The sequence below is a fragment of the Polaromonas sp. genome (assembly GCF_030680935.1).
Lineage (GTDB): Bacteria > Pseudomonadota > Gammaproteobacteria > Burkholderiales > Burkholderiaceae_C > Polaromonas.
In genome coordinates this window covers 1-16,874 of the sequence record NZ_JAUXUP010000003.1, presented here as the reverse complement: position 1 = coordinate 16,874, position 16,874 = coordinate 1, and the positions used below count along the sequence as shown (strand labels likewise).

The window sequence follows — 16,874 nt, the reverse complement described above, 5'->3', positions numbered from 1 at the left end:
CAGACCGCCATCACGGCCCCGTCGATCGGGCCTGCGCAGCCTATTGGCTGGCGGCCAGCGGCGCAACCGAGTTTTCGCGGTTGATCAACCAGCGATCACCGACACGCACCCACTGCAGGGTTTTAGTCACCACATCCCGGTAGTTGGCTGAGCGGTAGATCTGCTTGAAAGTTGTGGTGGCGTGTGTGGCGTCTGGCATGGCGACTGTCAGCTCTGCCACTTCCACGGAAATGTCAACTGCGCGGGTCATCACGGCCTTGCGCCTTTCCTTCCAGCTTTCCCGGTCGCCGCCGGTGGAAGGCACAAAAGCGGGCGCATAAAACCCCATGTAGGCATCAACGTCCCGCTTCGACCACGCTGCGCGCCAGGCCTCCAGCGCCGACTTGACCTCTTCGCCGCCCGCAGCCTCGGCCGCGCTGTCGGCAGGTTTGGCCGCCGCCGCGCCGGACTGCCGGTTCACCTGCTGCGCCGCCCGCTCGCGGGCATTGAGCAAGGCTGTCTGGTTTTCAAGCGCCAGCCGCAACTCGCTGCTGTTGGCAGCGCCGGGCGTTGCCGCCGGTGGTTTTGGCGAGGCTGCTGGAGCTGGAGCTGGTGCGGGCGTCGGAGGCGTAGAAGGGGCAGGCGCTACGGCCGGTGGCGACGGGCGTGGCGCCGCCGCCGACCTTGAAGGAGAAGCGGGTGCTGACGCACCGGCAGCAGGCAGCGCCGATGCCGCAGGGGAATAGACCTCCTGGATCGCACGCTCGCGCGCGTTCAGCAGGGCGGTCTGCTTGAGTTGCTCAGCCGCCCGATCTATCAGGGCACGTTTGTCCACCACATACACGGCCACCGCCTCTGCCGGGCAGTGCTGCGCAGCGTCTTCACCGTCATTCCATTGCTCCAGACCGGGGAAAGAGCCCGTCTCGATTCTGGACAGCTCCAGGGCAGACAAAAGGGTGCCTGCGCCCGCGTGGGCCCTGACATACGCAATGTTGAGGTCCTGCTCTGCATTGGCGACCGAACGTCTGGCCTGAAAAAGCTCGTTCTCGGTGTCCAGCAAGTCCAGCAAGGTACGTTGTCCGATATCGAACTGCAGACGGTAAGCGTTGCGGGCTTTTTCGACCGATATCTTGTTGGCATCCAGATAGCCAATTTGCTCCTTGAGCTTGCGGGCATCGTTGTAGGCGATCAACAGGGTTTGCCGGATGTCCCGGCAGGTTTTGTCACGCAGGTCCTTGGCCACGTTGAGCTGCTCGGCAAACTGCCGCTCTTTGGCCCGGTCACTGAAGCCGTTGAAAAGGTTCCAGGTCATCACCACCTCTGCCACCGTGGCGTCCGAGCTGCCGGCGACGCCGCTGAGGTTGTTACCCTGGTCGCGGCGCAGGCGAAGGTCAAACCGCGGCTGGTAGGCGCCGCTGCGCGACGCCAGCGCCGCAGTGGAGGCACGCACGTTTTCGATCGAGGCGCGAAGAGCGCCGTTGCGCTGCTGCGCCTCCCGGATGGCACTGGTCGCATCAGCTGGAATATTTTTTGAAAGCTGTGGGGGCGCCGGCATTTCCGGTGGCGGCAGCATACCCACGATGCGCTGAAAGCGGGCAGTGGTGTCATGCAGATTGGAGGTCTCCGTCAGCAGGTTGGACTCGGCCAACGACAGCCGGGCGCCAATCTGCTCCAGATCGACCGCGCGCGCTACCTTGGCGTTGACCCGGCGCTCGGTCTGCTCGAAAACCGACCGGTGCTGCACAAAGTTGTCCTCCGACAGCCGCACCAGCTCCCGGAAGCGCAACACATCGTAGTAGGCCTTTGCGGCCTCAAGAGCCACACTTTCGGAGGTGTCAAAAAATTCGAACAGCCGCACCAGCCGGGCGTGGTCCAGCCGCTTGACATCGTTGCGTGTGGCAAACCCGTCGTACAGCAGCTGCGTGATCGTCAGGGACGCCGAGCTTCTGCTGAAACGTGTAGCAGCCAGTGTGGGGGTCGCGCTGCGACTTTCAGAGCCGGTGCCGGCCAGCAGATCAACCTTTGGCAACAGGCTGCCCGCGCCTACATCGCGTTCGCCATCTGCGGCTTTGATCGTGTGCCATCGCGCCAGAATCTCGGGGTTGTTCAGCACCGCGTTTTGTGCGGCCTCTTTGAGCGTCAGCGCCCTAACGGCCTGCGCGTGGGCGGCGGGCCCACAGCCCAGCGCAAGCAGGCCAAGCGCCAAGGTCCAGCGCAGTCGAGCAGACGGGGTCGGGCAAATGCTCATGCCAAAAACAGTCGCGCCGCTACACTGGCAATACCTGCCCTCCGGACGGTACAGACCAGCGTCAGCAGTACAAAGCTTGGCAGCGGCTTTTCAGGCATTTCTCACTCTTGAACATAGGGTCAACGTATTCGACAAACCTTTTTACCGAGCGAAACACAATTTTCCGGTCTGATGAATCGCTCGAAATCAGGTTAACTATTGCCCGGTAGTTACTGTTTTATATAGATATTTTTATACTAACGCAGGTTTTTCAGAAGAGCAATTGATATCCCCGCTGAATTTTGCCGCTGCGGCAAAAACGAAACACTTCTCCAGCTTTTTCAAAGCCACCCTGGTCGCTTTGATGCTTGTTGTTGGGGCGCTGCAGGTCGCGGCAGTGGATTTTGTCCGGATGCAAGCCCAGTTGTCCGCCCGTTTTGGGCCGGCGGCCCAGGGGTCCTTCCAGGACTGGCAAAAACTCCTCCAGCAATCCGCAGACAGCACCCCGCCAGCCCAACTCAGACAGGTCAACGACTTCTTCAACCGGCGCATCCGCTTTGGCGAGGATCAGGAAATCTGGGGGCAGAGCGACTACTGGGCAACACCGATGGAAACCCTGGGCAGGGGCGCGGGCGACTGCGAAGACTTTGCCATCGCCAAATACTTCACCCTGCTGCTGCTGCGCGTTCCTGAAGAAAAGATGCGCCTGATTTATGTGCAGGCGAGTCTGGGCGGCGTCAACAGCAGGATCACACAAGCGCATATGGTGCTGGCCTACTACCCCACGCCCGAGGCCGAACCACTGATTCTGGACAACCTGATCACCGATGTGCAACCGGCGTCGCGCCGCCCTGATCTGCTGCCAGTGTTCAGCTTCAACGCAGAGGGCCTGTGGCAAGGCGCTACCGGGGCGCGGGGCACCGGTGGGCCGACCAGCCTGTCGCGCTGGCAGGAGTTGCTGCGGCGCGTGCGCGCAGAGGGATTTGACTGAATGACCGTACAACACGTTATAACGAACTGTTCCGAGGGGAATTGACATGTCGATGTACCGCCAAATGTGGCTTGCAATCATTCTCAGTATGCTGCTGGCGCTGCTGGGCGGCCTGCTGGCGTCCACGCTGAATGCGCGAAGTTACCTGTCAGAGCAGCTCAGTGCCAAAAACACCGACAATGCAACCGCTTTGGCGCTGGCACTGAGCCAACAAAATGCCGATGCGGTCATGATCGAGTTGACGGTTGCGGCCTTGTTTGACAGCGGGCACTATGCGTCAATACGGGTGGTTGACCCTCTTGGAAAACCCATCGTGGAAAAGGCCGCACCTGGTCGGGGCCTATCCGTGCCAGACTGGTTCACGCAGCTCTTGCCGCTGTACGCCAAACCGGGCCAGGCGAGCATCAGCAACGGCTGGAATCAGGTGGGCACGCTGACCCTGATCAGCAACAGCCGCTTTGCCTACGAAGCCTTGTGGAAAAGTGTTCTGCAACTGGTGGCGGCACTGGCCCTCGCCGGGCTGGTGGGCGGGGTGCTGGCGGCCACCATTCTCGGCCGCCTGCGTGAACCGCTGCAGCGCGTGATCAATCAGGCCAACGCCATCAGCGAGCGCCGGTTTGTCCTGATAGACGTGCCGGATGTGCCTGAACTCCGGCAGCTGGCCATCGCGATGAATGGCACCGTCGCGCGGCTCAAGACCATGTTTGCGGAAGAAGCGCATCGCCTCGAAGTCCTGCGCCTGGCCGCCAACTACGACGCGCTCACGGGTCTGGCCAACCGCACCTTTTTTCTGGTTCAACTGCTGGACTCGCTCGATAGCGACGAGGCTGCGGGCAGCACGCTGCTGCTTGTGCGCCTTGCCGATTTTTCCGCGCTAGGCCAACGCATAGGCGCAAGTTCCGTAGATGAGCTCCTGAAGAAAACCGGCCAGGCCCTTCGGCACCAGGCCCTGCTAAGTCACGCAGTGGCAGCACGTATCGGGGATGGCGATTTTGCGCTGCTCCTGCCGGCCCAGGTCGATGCGCGCCAGGTTGCCACCCAGTTGATGGCGTCGCTGGTTCAGGCAAACGCGCCGTGGACCGCAGACGGTCCAGCAGCCTGCATCGGCATGAGCAAGCTGATGCGCGGGCAGGACATGCCCAGCCTGATGGCACAGGCTTCTTCGGCCTTGATTGCCGCCGAGGCACAAGGCGGCAACACGATTCGGGAAGCCAGTCCGGAGCTCGCGCCAGAAGCTGGCGAGGAAGCCGTCACATTGATCCGGCTTGCGCTGGAGCAAAACCATACCCGATTGCGCTCGCTGCCCGTGACCGATATGTCGGGCAAGCTCCTGCATCGCGAATGCACACTGGAGTTGATGCTGGAAAGCGCAACTGGCTGGGAGCCTGCCAGGCATGTGATGCAAGCCGCTGAGGCCGGTCAACTTACGCCAGCGATGGACTTGCAAGCCATCAAGCTGGCACAGGAAAAACTTGCGGGCGAGCCCCACCTGCCCGGCCTGTCCATCACCCTTTCAACGCTCTCCATCAGCGCTGAACAGCACTACACAAAACTGCTGGACCAGATCCGCAAAAGTCCGGGCGTGGCCAGTCGCCTCTGGCTGGAAGTGGCTGAATCCGCAGCAGTCAAACACATCGACAGCTTCCGCGCATTTGCCGCCAAGGTACGACAGGCGGGCAGCCGTGCGGGCTTGCGACATTTCGGCCGCCGCTTCGACCAGGCTGATGCGCTGCATGATCTCGGGCTGGACTACCTGAAGGTGGATTCCAGCTTGGTCAGAGGGCTGCAATACAGCGCAGACAACCAGATCTTCCTTCAGGGTCTGGCACTTGCCGCGCACAAAATGGGAATGCAGGTACTGGCTGGAGGACTGATTGACCGCGCCGAGCTGGTCGCACTGGACGCAGCAGGTTTTGACGGCGTGGCCGGGCCCGCCGTCAAGTAACCCGCCTGATCCACCGCCAGCACAGTGCACCATCGACCAGCGTGCGCGCCGCAGGCCATCGCCGAGCCACTCCTTTCATGAGGCGTTCGCTATTAAAACAATAGCTGCTTACACTCATGCAGCAAGGGCTACAGGCCTAAAACGCTTATAAAAAAGCGGGCCGGCCCCGGCAGTATGCGGGCTCTGGACGGTCAAAACCGCTGCCTGTGCCTGCCTCCGCCCGGCTTCCATCAATCTGTGTTGAGCTTGCCTTTGGTCAACAAGTCCTGGATCACTTGCTGATCGGTGGTGAAAACACCAATCATGTCCACGCCAGAAAGCACAATCCGCTGGTTTTCTGCGCCTGTCACCACCCCGGACGGGGCGCCCACCGTGTGCGGGTCTGCACCAAAGCCACCCGTGGTGCTGATGTGAATAATCGTGTCGGCTCCCGATTTTTCGAAATGCAGGAAGTTCGCCAGATTGTCTTGTCCCAGCAGCGTGCCAGAGGCCTCGCCGACCAGCAGGTCGCGCAAGTCCAGGACATCGCCACCTGCCGACCGGGCAGCCAGACCAAAGTCGGTGATGGTGTCGGTGACGGGAGCGCCTGCGGTACCTCCGTCGTTCAGCTGCCAGGCGAAAATATCGGCGCCCGCTCCACCTGTCAGGATGTCCGAACCCTGGCCTCCAATAATCAGGTCGCGGCCATCACCGCCGTCCAGAATATCATTGCCCGCGCCGCCATGCAGCCGGTCATCACCTGCACCGCCGTTCAAGGTGTCGACGCCGTCGTTGCCGAACGCAAAGTCCGAATTGGCGGTGAGCGTCGGGGTGTTGTTGCCGCTGGTTCCTTCATAGGAGTTGGAGATGCTGACAAGACTGAGGAGTTGATCGACCTGGTGAACGCCTTTGGTGGCGGTAACGTCAATCAGCGCAGATTGCGACGTAGTGACACCTGTGACAGTCAGCGGGCTGGTGAAGCTCCATGTTGAAATATCGACCGATTGCGTAACACCGCTGGTAATGGTGGCACTGTGGCCCGCGTTGTCGCTGATCACCCAGCCAGTCTGCAGGCCCGACACTGTCAACGTGTCAAAAGCGCGTGCCGTCACCTCAAACTTGAAGGAGCTACCGTCGTTGGCAATACCCACGTCATGGTGGTTGATCTCGGTGTTCCAGACGGAGCGCACCTGTTCATTGGTCAGAACACTGTCGTAAATGCGCAGATCATCAATACCCGCATTGAGGTATTTGTCGTTGTCAATCCGGCGGTCAAAATTGCCATAGACGCCGTTGGTAAAGCCGATGCCGAACACATTGGTGATGGTGCCGGCCAGGCCGCCCGCTGTAACCGTGCTCTCCAGCACACCATCTACCCACAACTGGGTTTGGCCGGTGGTTGCATTCCGGGTCATGGCGACAAAGTGCCAGGTGCCGTCGGAAATGATGGTTGTACTCTTGGCGCCAGCGGTGTCGCCAACGTTCAGTCCAATGCGGCCATTGTTGTCAAGCCAACCCCACTGCGCGTCGTTGACCGCGCCGTTTTGCTCTGAACCAATGACGCTGGGCCGATTCCAGCCTATATCGGTCCCGCCAAACTGGGCTGCATCGGTAGAGAGCTTCTGTGTCGTGTTGATCCAGAAGCTGATGGTGGCTGAACCGGTGATGGGGTCGAGTTCAGCCGGATCCACCGCGAGCGTCGCACCTTTACCGTCGAACTGTATGGCAGTTCCTGATGTACCGGCGTGGCCGGTAATCCAGGTCGGCGACGCGTTGCCATTGGTGGTGTTCGCGTCTGAAAGGGTACCAATGATGTTCCGGTATTCGTTGACGGCTGGGATGCCAAAGCCTTCGTCAAATGTCCACTGGCCGACAGGCCGGACCTGGAGGATAGGGGCGCTGTCCAGATCAAGGATGGTGGCCGTCCCGACGGCGACCGAATTGATTACCGGACCGGACGAGACCGTGGCCGTCAGCGTGAAGGTCTCGGAACCCTCGATACTGCCATCGACCGTGGTGGTGGTGCGCACCAGAACACTGGTCTTGCCCGAGGAAACAACCATGCTGCCGGTGTAGTTGGTCCAGGTGGTACCACCATTGAGCGAGTACTGCAGGCTTGAACCATAGTCGGCACCGGTAGCCGTACCGTTGGTGGTTTGCAGGGTGACCGTGACGTCGTTGGCAGTTTGTGCGCCAAGCCGGATATCAAACAACGCGTAGTCGCCTTCCACGATGGTGGTGTCATTGACCACCGCCATTAAGGGCGGATTGCCTGATGACATACCCTGCTGGAAGATATGGAAGGTCAGCGTTGCTGAACTGCTTGCAGTCGCACTGTTCAGGCTCTCGGTGGAAGTGGCAGTCACGCCCAGATCGATACGGCCTGAGTAATCTTCAGGGAACATCAAAAAGGCGGTTGAAAGTGCACTGTAGGGTATCGTCACCTGGCCGTTGACCGGGCTGTAGGTGGTTGCCCCGGACACAATGCGCGATCCGCCCGGCATGTTGGTGATGAACAGCGACAGCGTTTCAGAGCCATCGGTATCCACCAGCGCTGCCGTGATTTCCCCGGCAAGCGCTATGCGCGTGACGTTACCAATGTTGTTGACATAGGTGTTGTTGACAGAGTTGTAGTTGTCCTGCAAGGCACCCTGGGCCTCTACCAGACGAATGTCATCAAAGTAGCCACCCACACCATTACCCGTCTCTGGCGAGGTGGTCTGAATCGTGATGGTGTGGTTACCCGTTGTCGTGAAGTTGAAACCGGTGCGCACGGCCTGCCAGACCAGCGCAGAATTTGCAGCCCCCGCTGTGTAGGTGCCCACCACCACACCATCCACCAGCACCTGGAAGCCGGTATTGGCAGTGGGTGCTGCATCGGGCGCGTAATTCAGACTCAGCTGATAGACATTGGTAATGTCTGTCACGTTGATGGTGCGGGTAATGGCGGGCGTCTGGTAATTGGGGCTGGGCACCGTGCCGTTAGCCGCGTTGTCCAGGTGCAGGAATACCCGCTGCGCGTCGCCACCGGTCGTGCTGCCCAGCATGCCGGCAGCCGTGTACATGGTGGCGTTGTTCGAGTTGAGTAGCTGGTCGCCGTCGGCATTGAAATAAAACTCGCTGACCTGGGTGCCGCCCGAGCTGCCAACAGTGTCCGCCACTGCCGGGGTAGCCAGTGACCACCCTTCAATCGGCGCAGTTCCCTTGGCGTGCGTCGCATTGTTGGTGTCATCTGCGGTTGCAGTCAAAGCGCCTACCGATTCCCAGGTGGTGTTGAACACCTGAGTGAACGAGTTGGCCACCGACAAGGTCGGCGCGTCTGCCACCGCTGTGGCATTGATCGTGGCGACTGCACCCGTGCTGTTGGTACTCGAATTGTCTGTCGCAAAGAAGTTAAACGTTGTGCTGCCTGCCCAGTTGGTGGTAGGCCTGAAATACAAGGTCAGGCTGTCCCCGGTGGCGGCGTAGGCCGTACTGGCGGTCACGGCCACCGTCATGCCCGCATCGGTATACAGCGTACCGTTGGTCGGCAAGCTGCTCAGGGTGAAAGTGCTGATCGTGCCGTTGGGATCAACCGCGGTCAAGGTCACCGGAATGCCGCCAGCCGCATCTTCATTGCCGGTTGCACTGGCTGCCGAAGCTATTGGAGCGCCGGAAGTCGCCATATTGACGGTCGCTGTGGCCGTGTTGCTGACCAGCGCGCCGTCTGTCACTGTCACGGTGAAGGTACGCGCGGTCAGACTGGCCGACCCGTTGAGGTTGTTGAACCGGATGGCGCTGAGCGCGGTTTGGTAGTCGGCCACAGAAGCAGAGCCCGACAAGGTCACGATGTTGCTGTTGGCCCCGGAAATCACCGCCGAGATACCACCGGGCAAACTACCCACCGACAACACATCACTGGCCTGCCAGTTGGTCAATGTGACAGTGGCGCCAGTCATGTTGGCGCTGTCAACGTCGGTAATGACGCGGTCAATGTCGGCTATCGCAATGGCGGTGGAAGACGGCCCACTGCGCACAAAGTAGGTCGAAAAGCCCGTGCCGGCGGCGCTGCCGTCCAGGTCCAGCGTGGGTGCGTCATTCACGGCAGTCACATTAACGGTGGTGGTTGCCACGTTGCTGTTTACCAGACCGTCATTCACCACCACGGTGATGCTGCGCGGCGTGGTGTTGGGGTTTTCAGAGGTGCTGGCGTAGGTGATGGCCCGCAATGCCACTTTGTAGTCTGCCACTGTGGCCGCACCGGTGAGGGTCAGGATATTGCTGTTCGGGCCCGACAGGGTGTAGCTGATACCTGCAGGAATCGAACCTATGGCCAGCACGTCTCCTGCCTGCCAGTTGGTCAGGGTAACGGTGGCGCTGGCCAGGTTGGTTGCGTCGTCCGTCAACACCTGGTTTGAATTGGTGATCTGTACACCAGCACCGTTTTCGGTGTAGGCGGTCACATAACCGGTACCACCTGTACTGGCATCGAGATCCAACACCGGCGCGTCGTTGACGGCGGTGATGTTCAGCGTGACGGTGTCCACATCGGTCAGGGTACCGCCGCTGCCGGTGTTACCCAGATCGCTGGTGGTCACCGTCAGCGTCACCGCGCCGTTGGCATCAAGTGCCGTGGTGTAGGTCACGCTGCTGGCAGCAATGAAACTGTTGATGTTGGCTTGTGTGCCAGACAGCACCAGGCTGCCCGAGCCAGAGCCCGATACCGTCACACCACCGCCTGAAGTGGCGGCAAGCGTGCCTGCCGGTACCGCCAACGTGACGTTGAGGGTACTGCCGGCGGCATCAACATCGCTGATGCTGATACCAGTGATGGCCGAAGCCACATCCTCAGTCACAGTGATCGAGCCAGGCACGGTGTTGACAGGTGCGTCGTTGACAGCACTGACTGTCACGTTGGCGGTGGCGGTTTCAGTCACACCCCCCGAAGTCACGGTGTAGGTGAAGGAGGTAGCACCGTTGAAGTTGCTGGCCGGCGTGAAGAGTAATTGCCCGCTTCCATTCAAGGCCACCGTACCGTTGGCCACGGTCACTGCCGCACCGCCAGCCGTGATGGCAAGGCCATTAACGGCTGTGATCAGTTTTCCGGCGTTGGCGAAGGTGTCATTCGCCAGTACGGTGAAGGTGCCCACGGTGTCTTCTGCAGTGCCCACCGTGTCGTTGCTGATGTCGGCAACCGCCGCCACCGAGATGTTGACGGTATCTACATCTGTCAGTGCGCCGCCACCGGTATTGCCACCGTCATTGGTGGTCATGGTCAGGGTCGCAGCACCGTTGTAATCGGCAGTGGGGACGTAATTGACCGTCGCGGCCAAAGTTGCATTGACCTGCGCCACCGTGCCCGTCAGGGTCACAGTGCCTGTGCCGCTGCCAGAAATACTGGCAGTACCGCCGCTGACGGTAAGCGTGCCATTGGTCACCACCAGTGTCACGGTAATGCTGCTGGCATTGGCATCCACATCGGACACCGACAAACCGGTGATTGCCTTGGTGGTGTCTTCATTGGTAGTCTGCAGGGCGCCTGGCACTGTATTGACAGGTGCGTCGTTGACCGCCACCAAAGTCACCGTTGAAGCAATGGACAGCGTGGTGGTGTCCACACCACCGTTGACTGTACCGCCGCTGTCCCTGACCTGTGTCAGTGTAAACACACGGTCCCCAGCGCTCGGGTTGTCCACGCTGGTGTTCTGGTAGGTGATGCCATTGACCAGCGTCTGCGCCGCAGCGCCAGACATGGTGCCGCCGGTCAACACCACGGTAGCGGTACCACCACTGACCGTGGCCGTAAAGCCCAAACCGTTGGTGGTGGTGGTGCCGGAGTTGGTCGCCCCGAGCGTAATGGTGCGCCCGTCAACCACGATCGACTCATTGGCACCGTTGAGCAAGCCCGTCACGGTGAAGGTCAAGCCCGTGATGTTCTGGCCGCCCTCTACCGCACTGACCGCAGCGCCACTGAACACCGCGACTGCAGCGGCCTGCGTGGAGCCCGTGCCTTCGGTGAAGGTGGGCGCCACAGCGGTGGCAGTCAAGGTGGGTGCGCTGTTGACGAAGGTGACACTCATGGACACCGTATCGGTAGCTGCCGAGAACGGGGTGGTACCGCCGTTGGTGCTGACATCCACCTTGGTGGCCGCCACGCCGGAAGTCTGGTCCCAGGCACGCAGGGTCAGGGCGGTGGGTAGGGCACCACTGAAGTCGGTGGCGGGCTGGAAGTAAACCCGCGTATTGGCATCAGAAGCCAGCAACAGAGCGCTGCTGTTACTGACAGTACCAACAGCCAGCCAGGTGGTGCCATTGTCGGTCGAGAAGAACCAGGTGCCATTGGTGGCATCGGCGCCGGTAATCGCCACACCCCTGACTGCGCTGCCGTCTGCAGCGTCAGTGATACCGCCCACCAGCGTGGATACCAGGCTGCCGACTGCGCCCACGGGCGCTGCAGCGTTCTGGTTGACGTTGGCCAAACTCAGTACGGTGTCCGCCAGCACAGGAGCGTCGTTGACGGCATTGACCGTGATGGTGGCGACGGTATTGGCTGTCAGCAACGTTGCATCGCCAGCCTTGAAGTTGAAGGTCGGGCTGCCGTTGTAATCGGCGTTCGGTTTGAAGTACAGCGTCAGGCTGTTATTGGTCGCGGTGTAATCGGTATTGAGCACCACCACGTTTGTCAGACCGACATCGCTGTACAACGTGCCCCCGGCCGGGTTGCTGGCCACCTGGAAGCGGGTGATCGCGGTGTCATCGGTTCCGTTTAACTGGATAGCGATGTACGTTGCATCTTCATCACCGCTGGCTGCGGCGACCAAAGCGCGTGGTGCCGTAGAGGTAGAAAAAACAACGGAGGCGGTGGCAGTGTTACTGGTAGCGCCCGCAGTATCCGTGACAAAAATATCCACACTGCGTGTCCGTGCCCGATTGGCACTAACGTTATCGAAAGTCACCTCCCGCAGCGCAGCCTGGTATTCGGCCAGGGTGGCGGTCTGCCCGCCGATAGTACTGATCACCAACGTGCCGGTGGTGGCGTTGTAGGTGCTCGTGAATTTGGTCGGATTGATGTTATTGAACGACAGCGAGTCGGTGCCCCGGTCATTGAAGTTTGTACTAATATCGATCGTGGCGCTGGCGATATTTGTGCTGTCCATGTCTGTGATGAGCACATCGGAATCAACAATTTTCACCCCCGCCCTGCCGCCCGCATAGGTATAGGTGGTGGAATAGCCGGTTCCCGCTCCGCTATCGTCAAGATCCAGAACAGGTGCGTCGTTGTTCACCGCCACCGTGACGGTAGAGGCAACAGACAACGCGGTTGTATTGACCCCGCCGTTGGCCGTGCCGCCGCTGTCTTGCACCTCAGTCAAGGTAAACGTCCGCACGCCCGCAGTCGGGTTGTCCAGGTTGGTGTTTTGATAGGTGATGCCATTGACCAACGTCTGTGCCAGAGCAGGCGTCAGCGAAGTACCGGTCAAGGTGATGGTGGCCGTGCCTGCACTCACCGTGGACGTGTAAGTCAAGCCATTGGTCGCCGTCCAGCCTGCAATGTTGGCCCCCAAACTGATGGTACGACCATCTACCACGATGGTCTCAGTGGCCCCGTCCAGCAAACCGCCGACGGTGAAGGTCAAGCTGGTAATGGTCTGACCGGCTTCAACCGTGCCAATGGCTGCGGTACTGAATACCGATACCGCCGCAGCCTGGTTGTTCAGCACCGCGGTTTCCGTAAAGGTGGTGTTCAACGCGGTCGCTGTCAGCGTAGGTGCATCGTTGCGCGGTACAACCGTCACGACTGACGCGGTAGACAGCGTGGTGGTGTTGACCCCGCCATTGGCCGTGCCGCCGCTGTCCTGAATCTGGGTCAGGGTGAAGGTGCGGTTGCCAGCGGTGGGGTCGTTGATATTGGTGTTCTGGTAGGTGATGCCATTGACCAATGTCTGTGCTGCTGCTGCAGAAAGTGTCCCGCCCGATAGCACCACTGTGGCTGTGCCGCCGCTCACAGTGGCGGTAAAGGTCAGGCCGTTGGTAGTGGTTGTGCCCGAGCTGGTGACCCCCAAGGTGATGGTCCGGCCATCAACCACTATGGATTCGTTGGCACCATTGAGCAGGCCCGTTACGGTGAAGGTGAGTCCGGTGACCGTCTCCCCGGCCTCAACGGTGCTGATAGCGGCGGCGCTGAACACGGCCACAGGCGCAGCCTGCGCAGACAAAGCCGCCTCGGTGAAGCTGGGGCTGGCTGCGGTGACGGTCAGGGTCGGTGCGTCGTTGACGCTGGTCACGTTGACGGTGGTGGTTGCCACCGAGACGCTGGACGTGGTTCCGTCGTTGACTGCGTAGGTAATGGCGCGAGCGGTCGTGTTCGGGTTCTCGCTGGTATTGAGGTAGGTCACCGCTGCAAGTGCTGCTGCAAACTGCGCAGGCGTGGCGGTGTTACCAGCCGAAGTCAAGGTCAACACCCCGCCCGTGTTGCTGGCAATCGCTATATTGCCCATCGTTCCCGAATTGAGGGTCAATGCCAATACGTCTTGTCCGGCGACAAAATTGGTAATGGTGACTGTTGCACTGGCCAGTGTGGTGTTGTCCACGTCGGCAATGGCAATGGCGGGGTTCAAGGCCAGCGCGGTACCGTTTTCTGTGTAGGTAATGGTATTGGCACTGGTCACCGTGGGCGCGTCATTGACCGCTGTGATGTTCAGGGTAACCGTGTCCACGTCGGTCAGGGTGCCGCCGGTACCGGTATTGCCCAGATCGCTGGTGGTGACCGTCAGGGTGACCGCACCGTTTGCATTGAGCGCGGTTGTGTAGGCGACGTTGCTGGCCGCAATAAAGGCGTTGATGTTGGCTTGCGTGCCGCTCAACACCAGGCTGCCCGTCCCGGAGCCAGATACCCCCACCCCGCCGCCAGCGGTGGCAGCCAGGGTGCCCGCAGGTACGCTGAGTGTCACGGAAATGCTGCTGACGCCAGAGTCAACATCTGCCACGCTGATACCGGTCAGTGCGGTGGCCACATCTTCAGTGACTGCCATCGACACCGGGACGGTGTTCACCGGCGCATCGTTGACTGCGCTCACAGCGATGCTGACAGTATCGACATCGGTCAACGCGCCTCCGCCAACGTTTCCGTTGTCGTTGGTGGTCATGGTCAGCGTGTCTGTGCCGTTGAAGTTGGCATTGGGCACATAGGTGACGCTTGCTGCCAGGGTGGCATTGATCTGGGTCACGGTTCCGGAGAGGGTGACCGTGCCGGTGCCACTGTTGCTGATGGTGGCGCTTCCGCCGCTGACCAGCAGAGTGCCGTTGGCCACATTCAAAGTGACGGTCATCGTTCCGGTGTTGCCGTCCGCAGCGTCAGAGATGGCCAGGCCGGTAATGGCTTTGCTGGTGTCTTCGCTGGTTGTCTGTGCGACCGGTACGGTATTGACAGGCGCATCGTTGACAGCCGTGATATTGATGACGATGTTGTCCGTATCCGTGAGCGCCCCCCCGGTGCCGGTGTTGCCGCCGTCATCGGTGGTCATGGTCATCACCACGGTACCGTTCGCGTTGCCGGCGGTGGTATAGACGACCCCGGAAGCCGCGATGAAGCTGTTGATATTGGCCTGGGTACCCGACAAGACCAGAGAGGTGCTGCCAGAACCAGAAACCGTTACGCCGCCGCCGCTTGTGGCTGTGAACGTCCCCACCGGGACGCTCAGGGTCACGGTGATGGTGCCAGAAGCCACATCCACATCGCTGACACTGATACCGGTAATCGCGGTCGGCACGTCTTCAACAACTGCAATTGAACCAAAAACATTGACTGGAGCGTCATTGACCGCCGTCACGGTGGTGCTGACAGTGGCCGTCTCGTCTGCGCCGCCAGCTGTCACCGTGTAGGTAAACGATGCTGCACCAACGTAGTTGAGCGCTGGCGTGAAGATCAACTGGCCGCTAGCGTTGAGCGCTACGGTTCCGTTGGTTACCGCAACCGACGCGCCCCCCGCCGTGATTGAGACGCCATTGACTGCAGTGATGGTCCGGCCTGCATTTTCAAAGCTGTCATTGGCCAGAACACTGATGGTAACTGGCGTATCTTCGGCTGTCGTGGCGCTATCGTCAGCGATATCGACGACAGCAGATACAGCTATGGTGACCGTGTCGACATCGGTCAGTGCCCCGCCACCAACGTTTCCGTTGTCGTTGGTGGTCATGGTGAGCGTTGCATTGCCATAGAAGTCGGCAGTAGGAACGTAGGTGACGTTGGACGCAAGCGTCGCGTTGATTTGCGCCACAGTGCCTGTCAGGGTGACGCTGTTGGTGCCGCTATTGGTGATCGTGGCAGTGCCGCCCGTGACGGTCAGCGTGCCGTTGGTCATGGCCAGGGTGACCGTCATGGAGCCAGTGTTGCCGTCGGCGGCGTCCGAAATACTCAATCCGGTGATGGCCTTGCTGGCTTCCTCAGTGCTGGTCTGGCCGCCCGGGACCGTGTTGATGGGAGCGTCGTTGACAGCAGTGACAGTGATGGCAACCGTGTCGGTAGCGCTAGAGAACGCGGTCGTAGTGCCATTGACGGATGTATCTACCTTGGTACCGGCTGTACCGGTGGTTTGATCCCATGCCCGAATGGTGAGGCCCGTGGCGATGGACCCGTTGTAATTGGCGTTCGGCTGGAAGTACACCCGGGTGCTTGCATTGGAAGCCAGCAGAAGTCCACTGACATTACTCACAGCGCCAACTGCAATCCAGTTGGTCCCCCCGTTGACTGAATAGAACCAGGTGCCGTTCGTGGCGTCGGTTGCCGTGATGGCAATGCCGCTTGCAGCGCCAGTATCTGCGTCTGTTGAACCACCGAGCAGGGCAGACACCAGGGTACCCACCGCGCCGGATGGGGCGCCTGCGTCTTCGTTGACAGCGGTCATCACCACTGCGGTATCGGCCAGCACTGGTGCGTCATTGATACCCGTCACGGTAATGGCCAGCGTTGTACTGCTGGTGGCCCCCGCCGTGTCACTGACGGTGTAGGTAAAGGTGTCAACAGCGGTCTGCCCGGCTGCCAGAGCTTGCGCCGAGGGTCGATTGGCCACGTATGAATAACTGCCATCTGCACTCAGTGTGATGGTGCCGTAGGTGCCATTGACGGCGCTGCCTACTGTGCCACCCGTGATCGCCGACACCGCTTTGGTGTCGCCGGTATCTACATCGGTGTCGTTGGCCAGGACCCCGCTTGCGGCATTCACCGTCAAAGTGGCGTCTTCATTCACTGCACCGGTATCAGCGACCGCTACCGGGCCGTCGTTGCTGCCCTGGATGGTGATCACCAGGTTGGCCGAGCTGCTCGCGCCTGCAGCGTCGACCATCGTGTAGGTAAATGTGTCCGTCAGGGTGTTGGCTGCCGTCCTCAGTGCGTTGACCGTGGCGTTGGCGTTGTTCACGACGTAGGTGTAGGTGCCATCTGCGTTCAGGGTCACGCTGCCGTAGGTGCCCACTCTGGCCACACCCAGTGTGCCGCCGGTGATGGCTGACACGGTCTTGGTATCACCGGTGTCCACGTCGGTGTCGTTTGTCAGTACGTTGCCCGTTGCGTTGCTGCCCGCTGCTGTGCCGGCTTCGACTGCCGTGCCCGTATCAGCGACCGCTACCGGGCCGTCGTTTGTGCCGGTGATGTTGACCGTCACCGTGCTGCTGGCACCGTCCGTCGTGGTGACGGTAAAGACCTCGGTCACCACCTGGCCGGCGTTCAGGTTGTTCAGGGCGCTGCTGGTGGTGTAGGTCCAGGCACCGGCGGCGTT

Annotated in this window: 4 protein-coding genes; 2 read left to right on the top strand and 2 right to left on the bottom strand. The window is 60.6% G+C overall.

Going from position 1 to position 16,874, the window contains the following annotated elements; translation table 11 throughout:
* Positions 1-40 precede the first annotated feature (40 nt).
* The gene (locus tag Q8L50_RS00730) at positions 41-2,227 is read right to left on the bottom strand and encodes a TolC family outer membrane protein (RefSeq protein WP_305346729.1); all 2,187 of its coding nucleotides are present in this window, start codon (positions 2,225-2,227) and stop codon (positions 41-43) included.
* A 262-nt stretch (positions 2,228-2,489) separates the two neighbouring features.
* Here Q8L50_RS00730 and Q8L50_RS00725 point away from each other — a divergent pair, with 262 nt between their 5' ends.
* Positions 2,490-3,197 (top strand): transglutaminase-like cysteine peptidase, encoded by a 708-nt coding sequence (locus Q8L50_RS00725; protein ID WP_305346728.1) that lies wholly within the window; start codon positions 2,490-2,492, stop codon positions 3,195-3,197.
* A 46-nt stretch (positions 3,198-3,243) separates the two neighbouring features.
* On the top strand, positions 3,244-5,142 hold the full coding sequence (locus tag Q8L50_RS00720) for a LapD/MoxY N-terminal periplasmic domain-containing protein (protein ID WP_305346727.1): 1,899 nt from the start codon (positions 3,244-3,246) through the stop codon (positions 5,140-5,142).
* 230 nt (positions 5,143-5,372) lie between these two features.
* Here the strand turns inward: Q8L50_RS00720 and Q8L50_RS00715 are convergent.
* Positions 5,373-16,874 (bottom strand): tandem-95 repeat protein (locus Q8L50_RS00715; RefSeq protein ID WP_305346726.1); only part of this gene is annotated, 11,502 nt, incomplete at its 5' end.

Coding starts and splice junctions, on each gene's coding strand:
- Q8L50_RS00720 (WP_305346727.1), top strand. CDS start 3,244: ATGTCGATGTACCGCCAAATGTGGCTTGCAATCATTCTCAGTATGCTG.
- Q8L50_RS00730 (WP_305346729.1), bottom strand. CDS start 2,227: ATGAGCATTTGCCCGACCCCGTCTGCTCGACTGCGCTGGACCTTGGCG.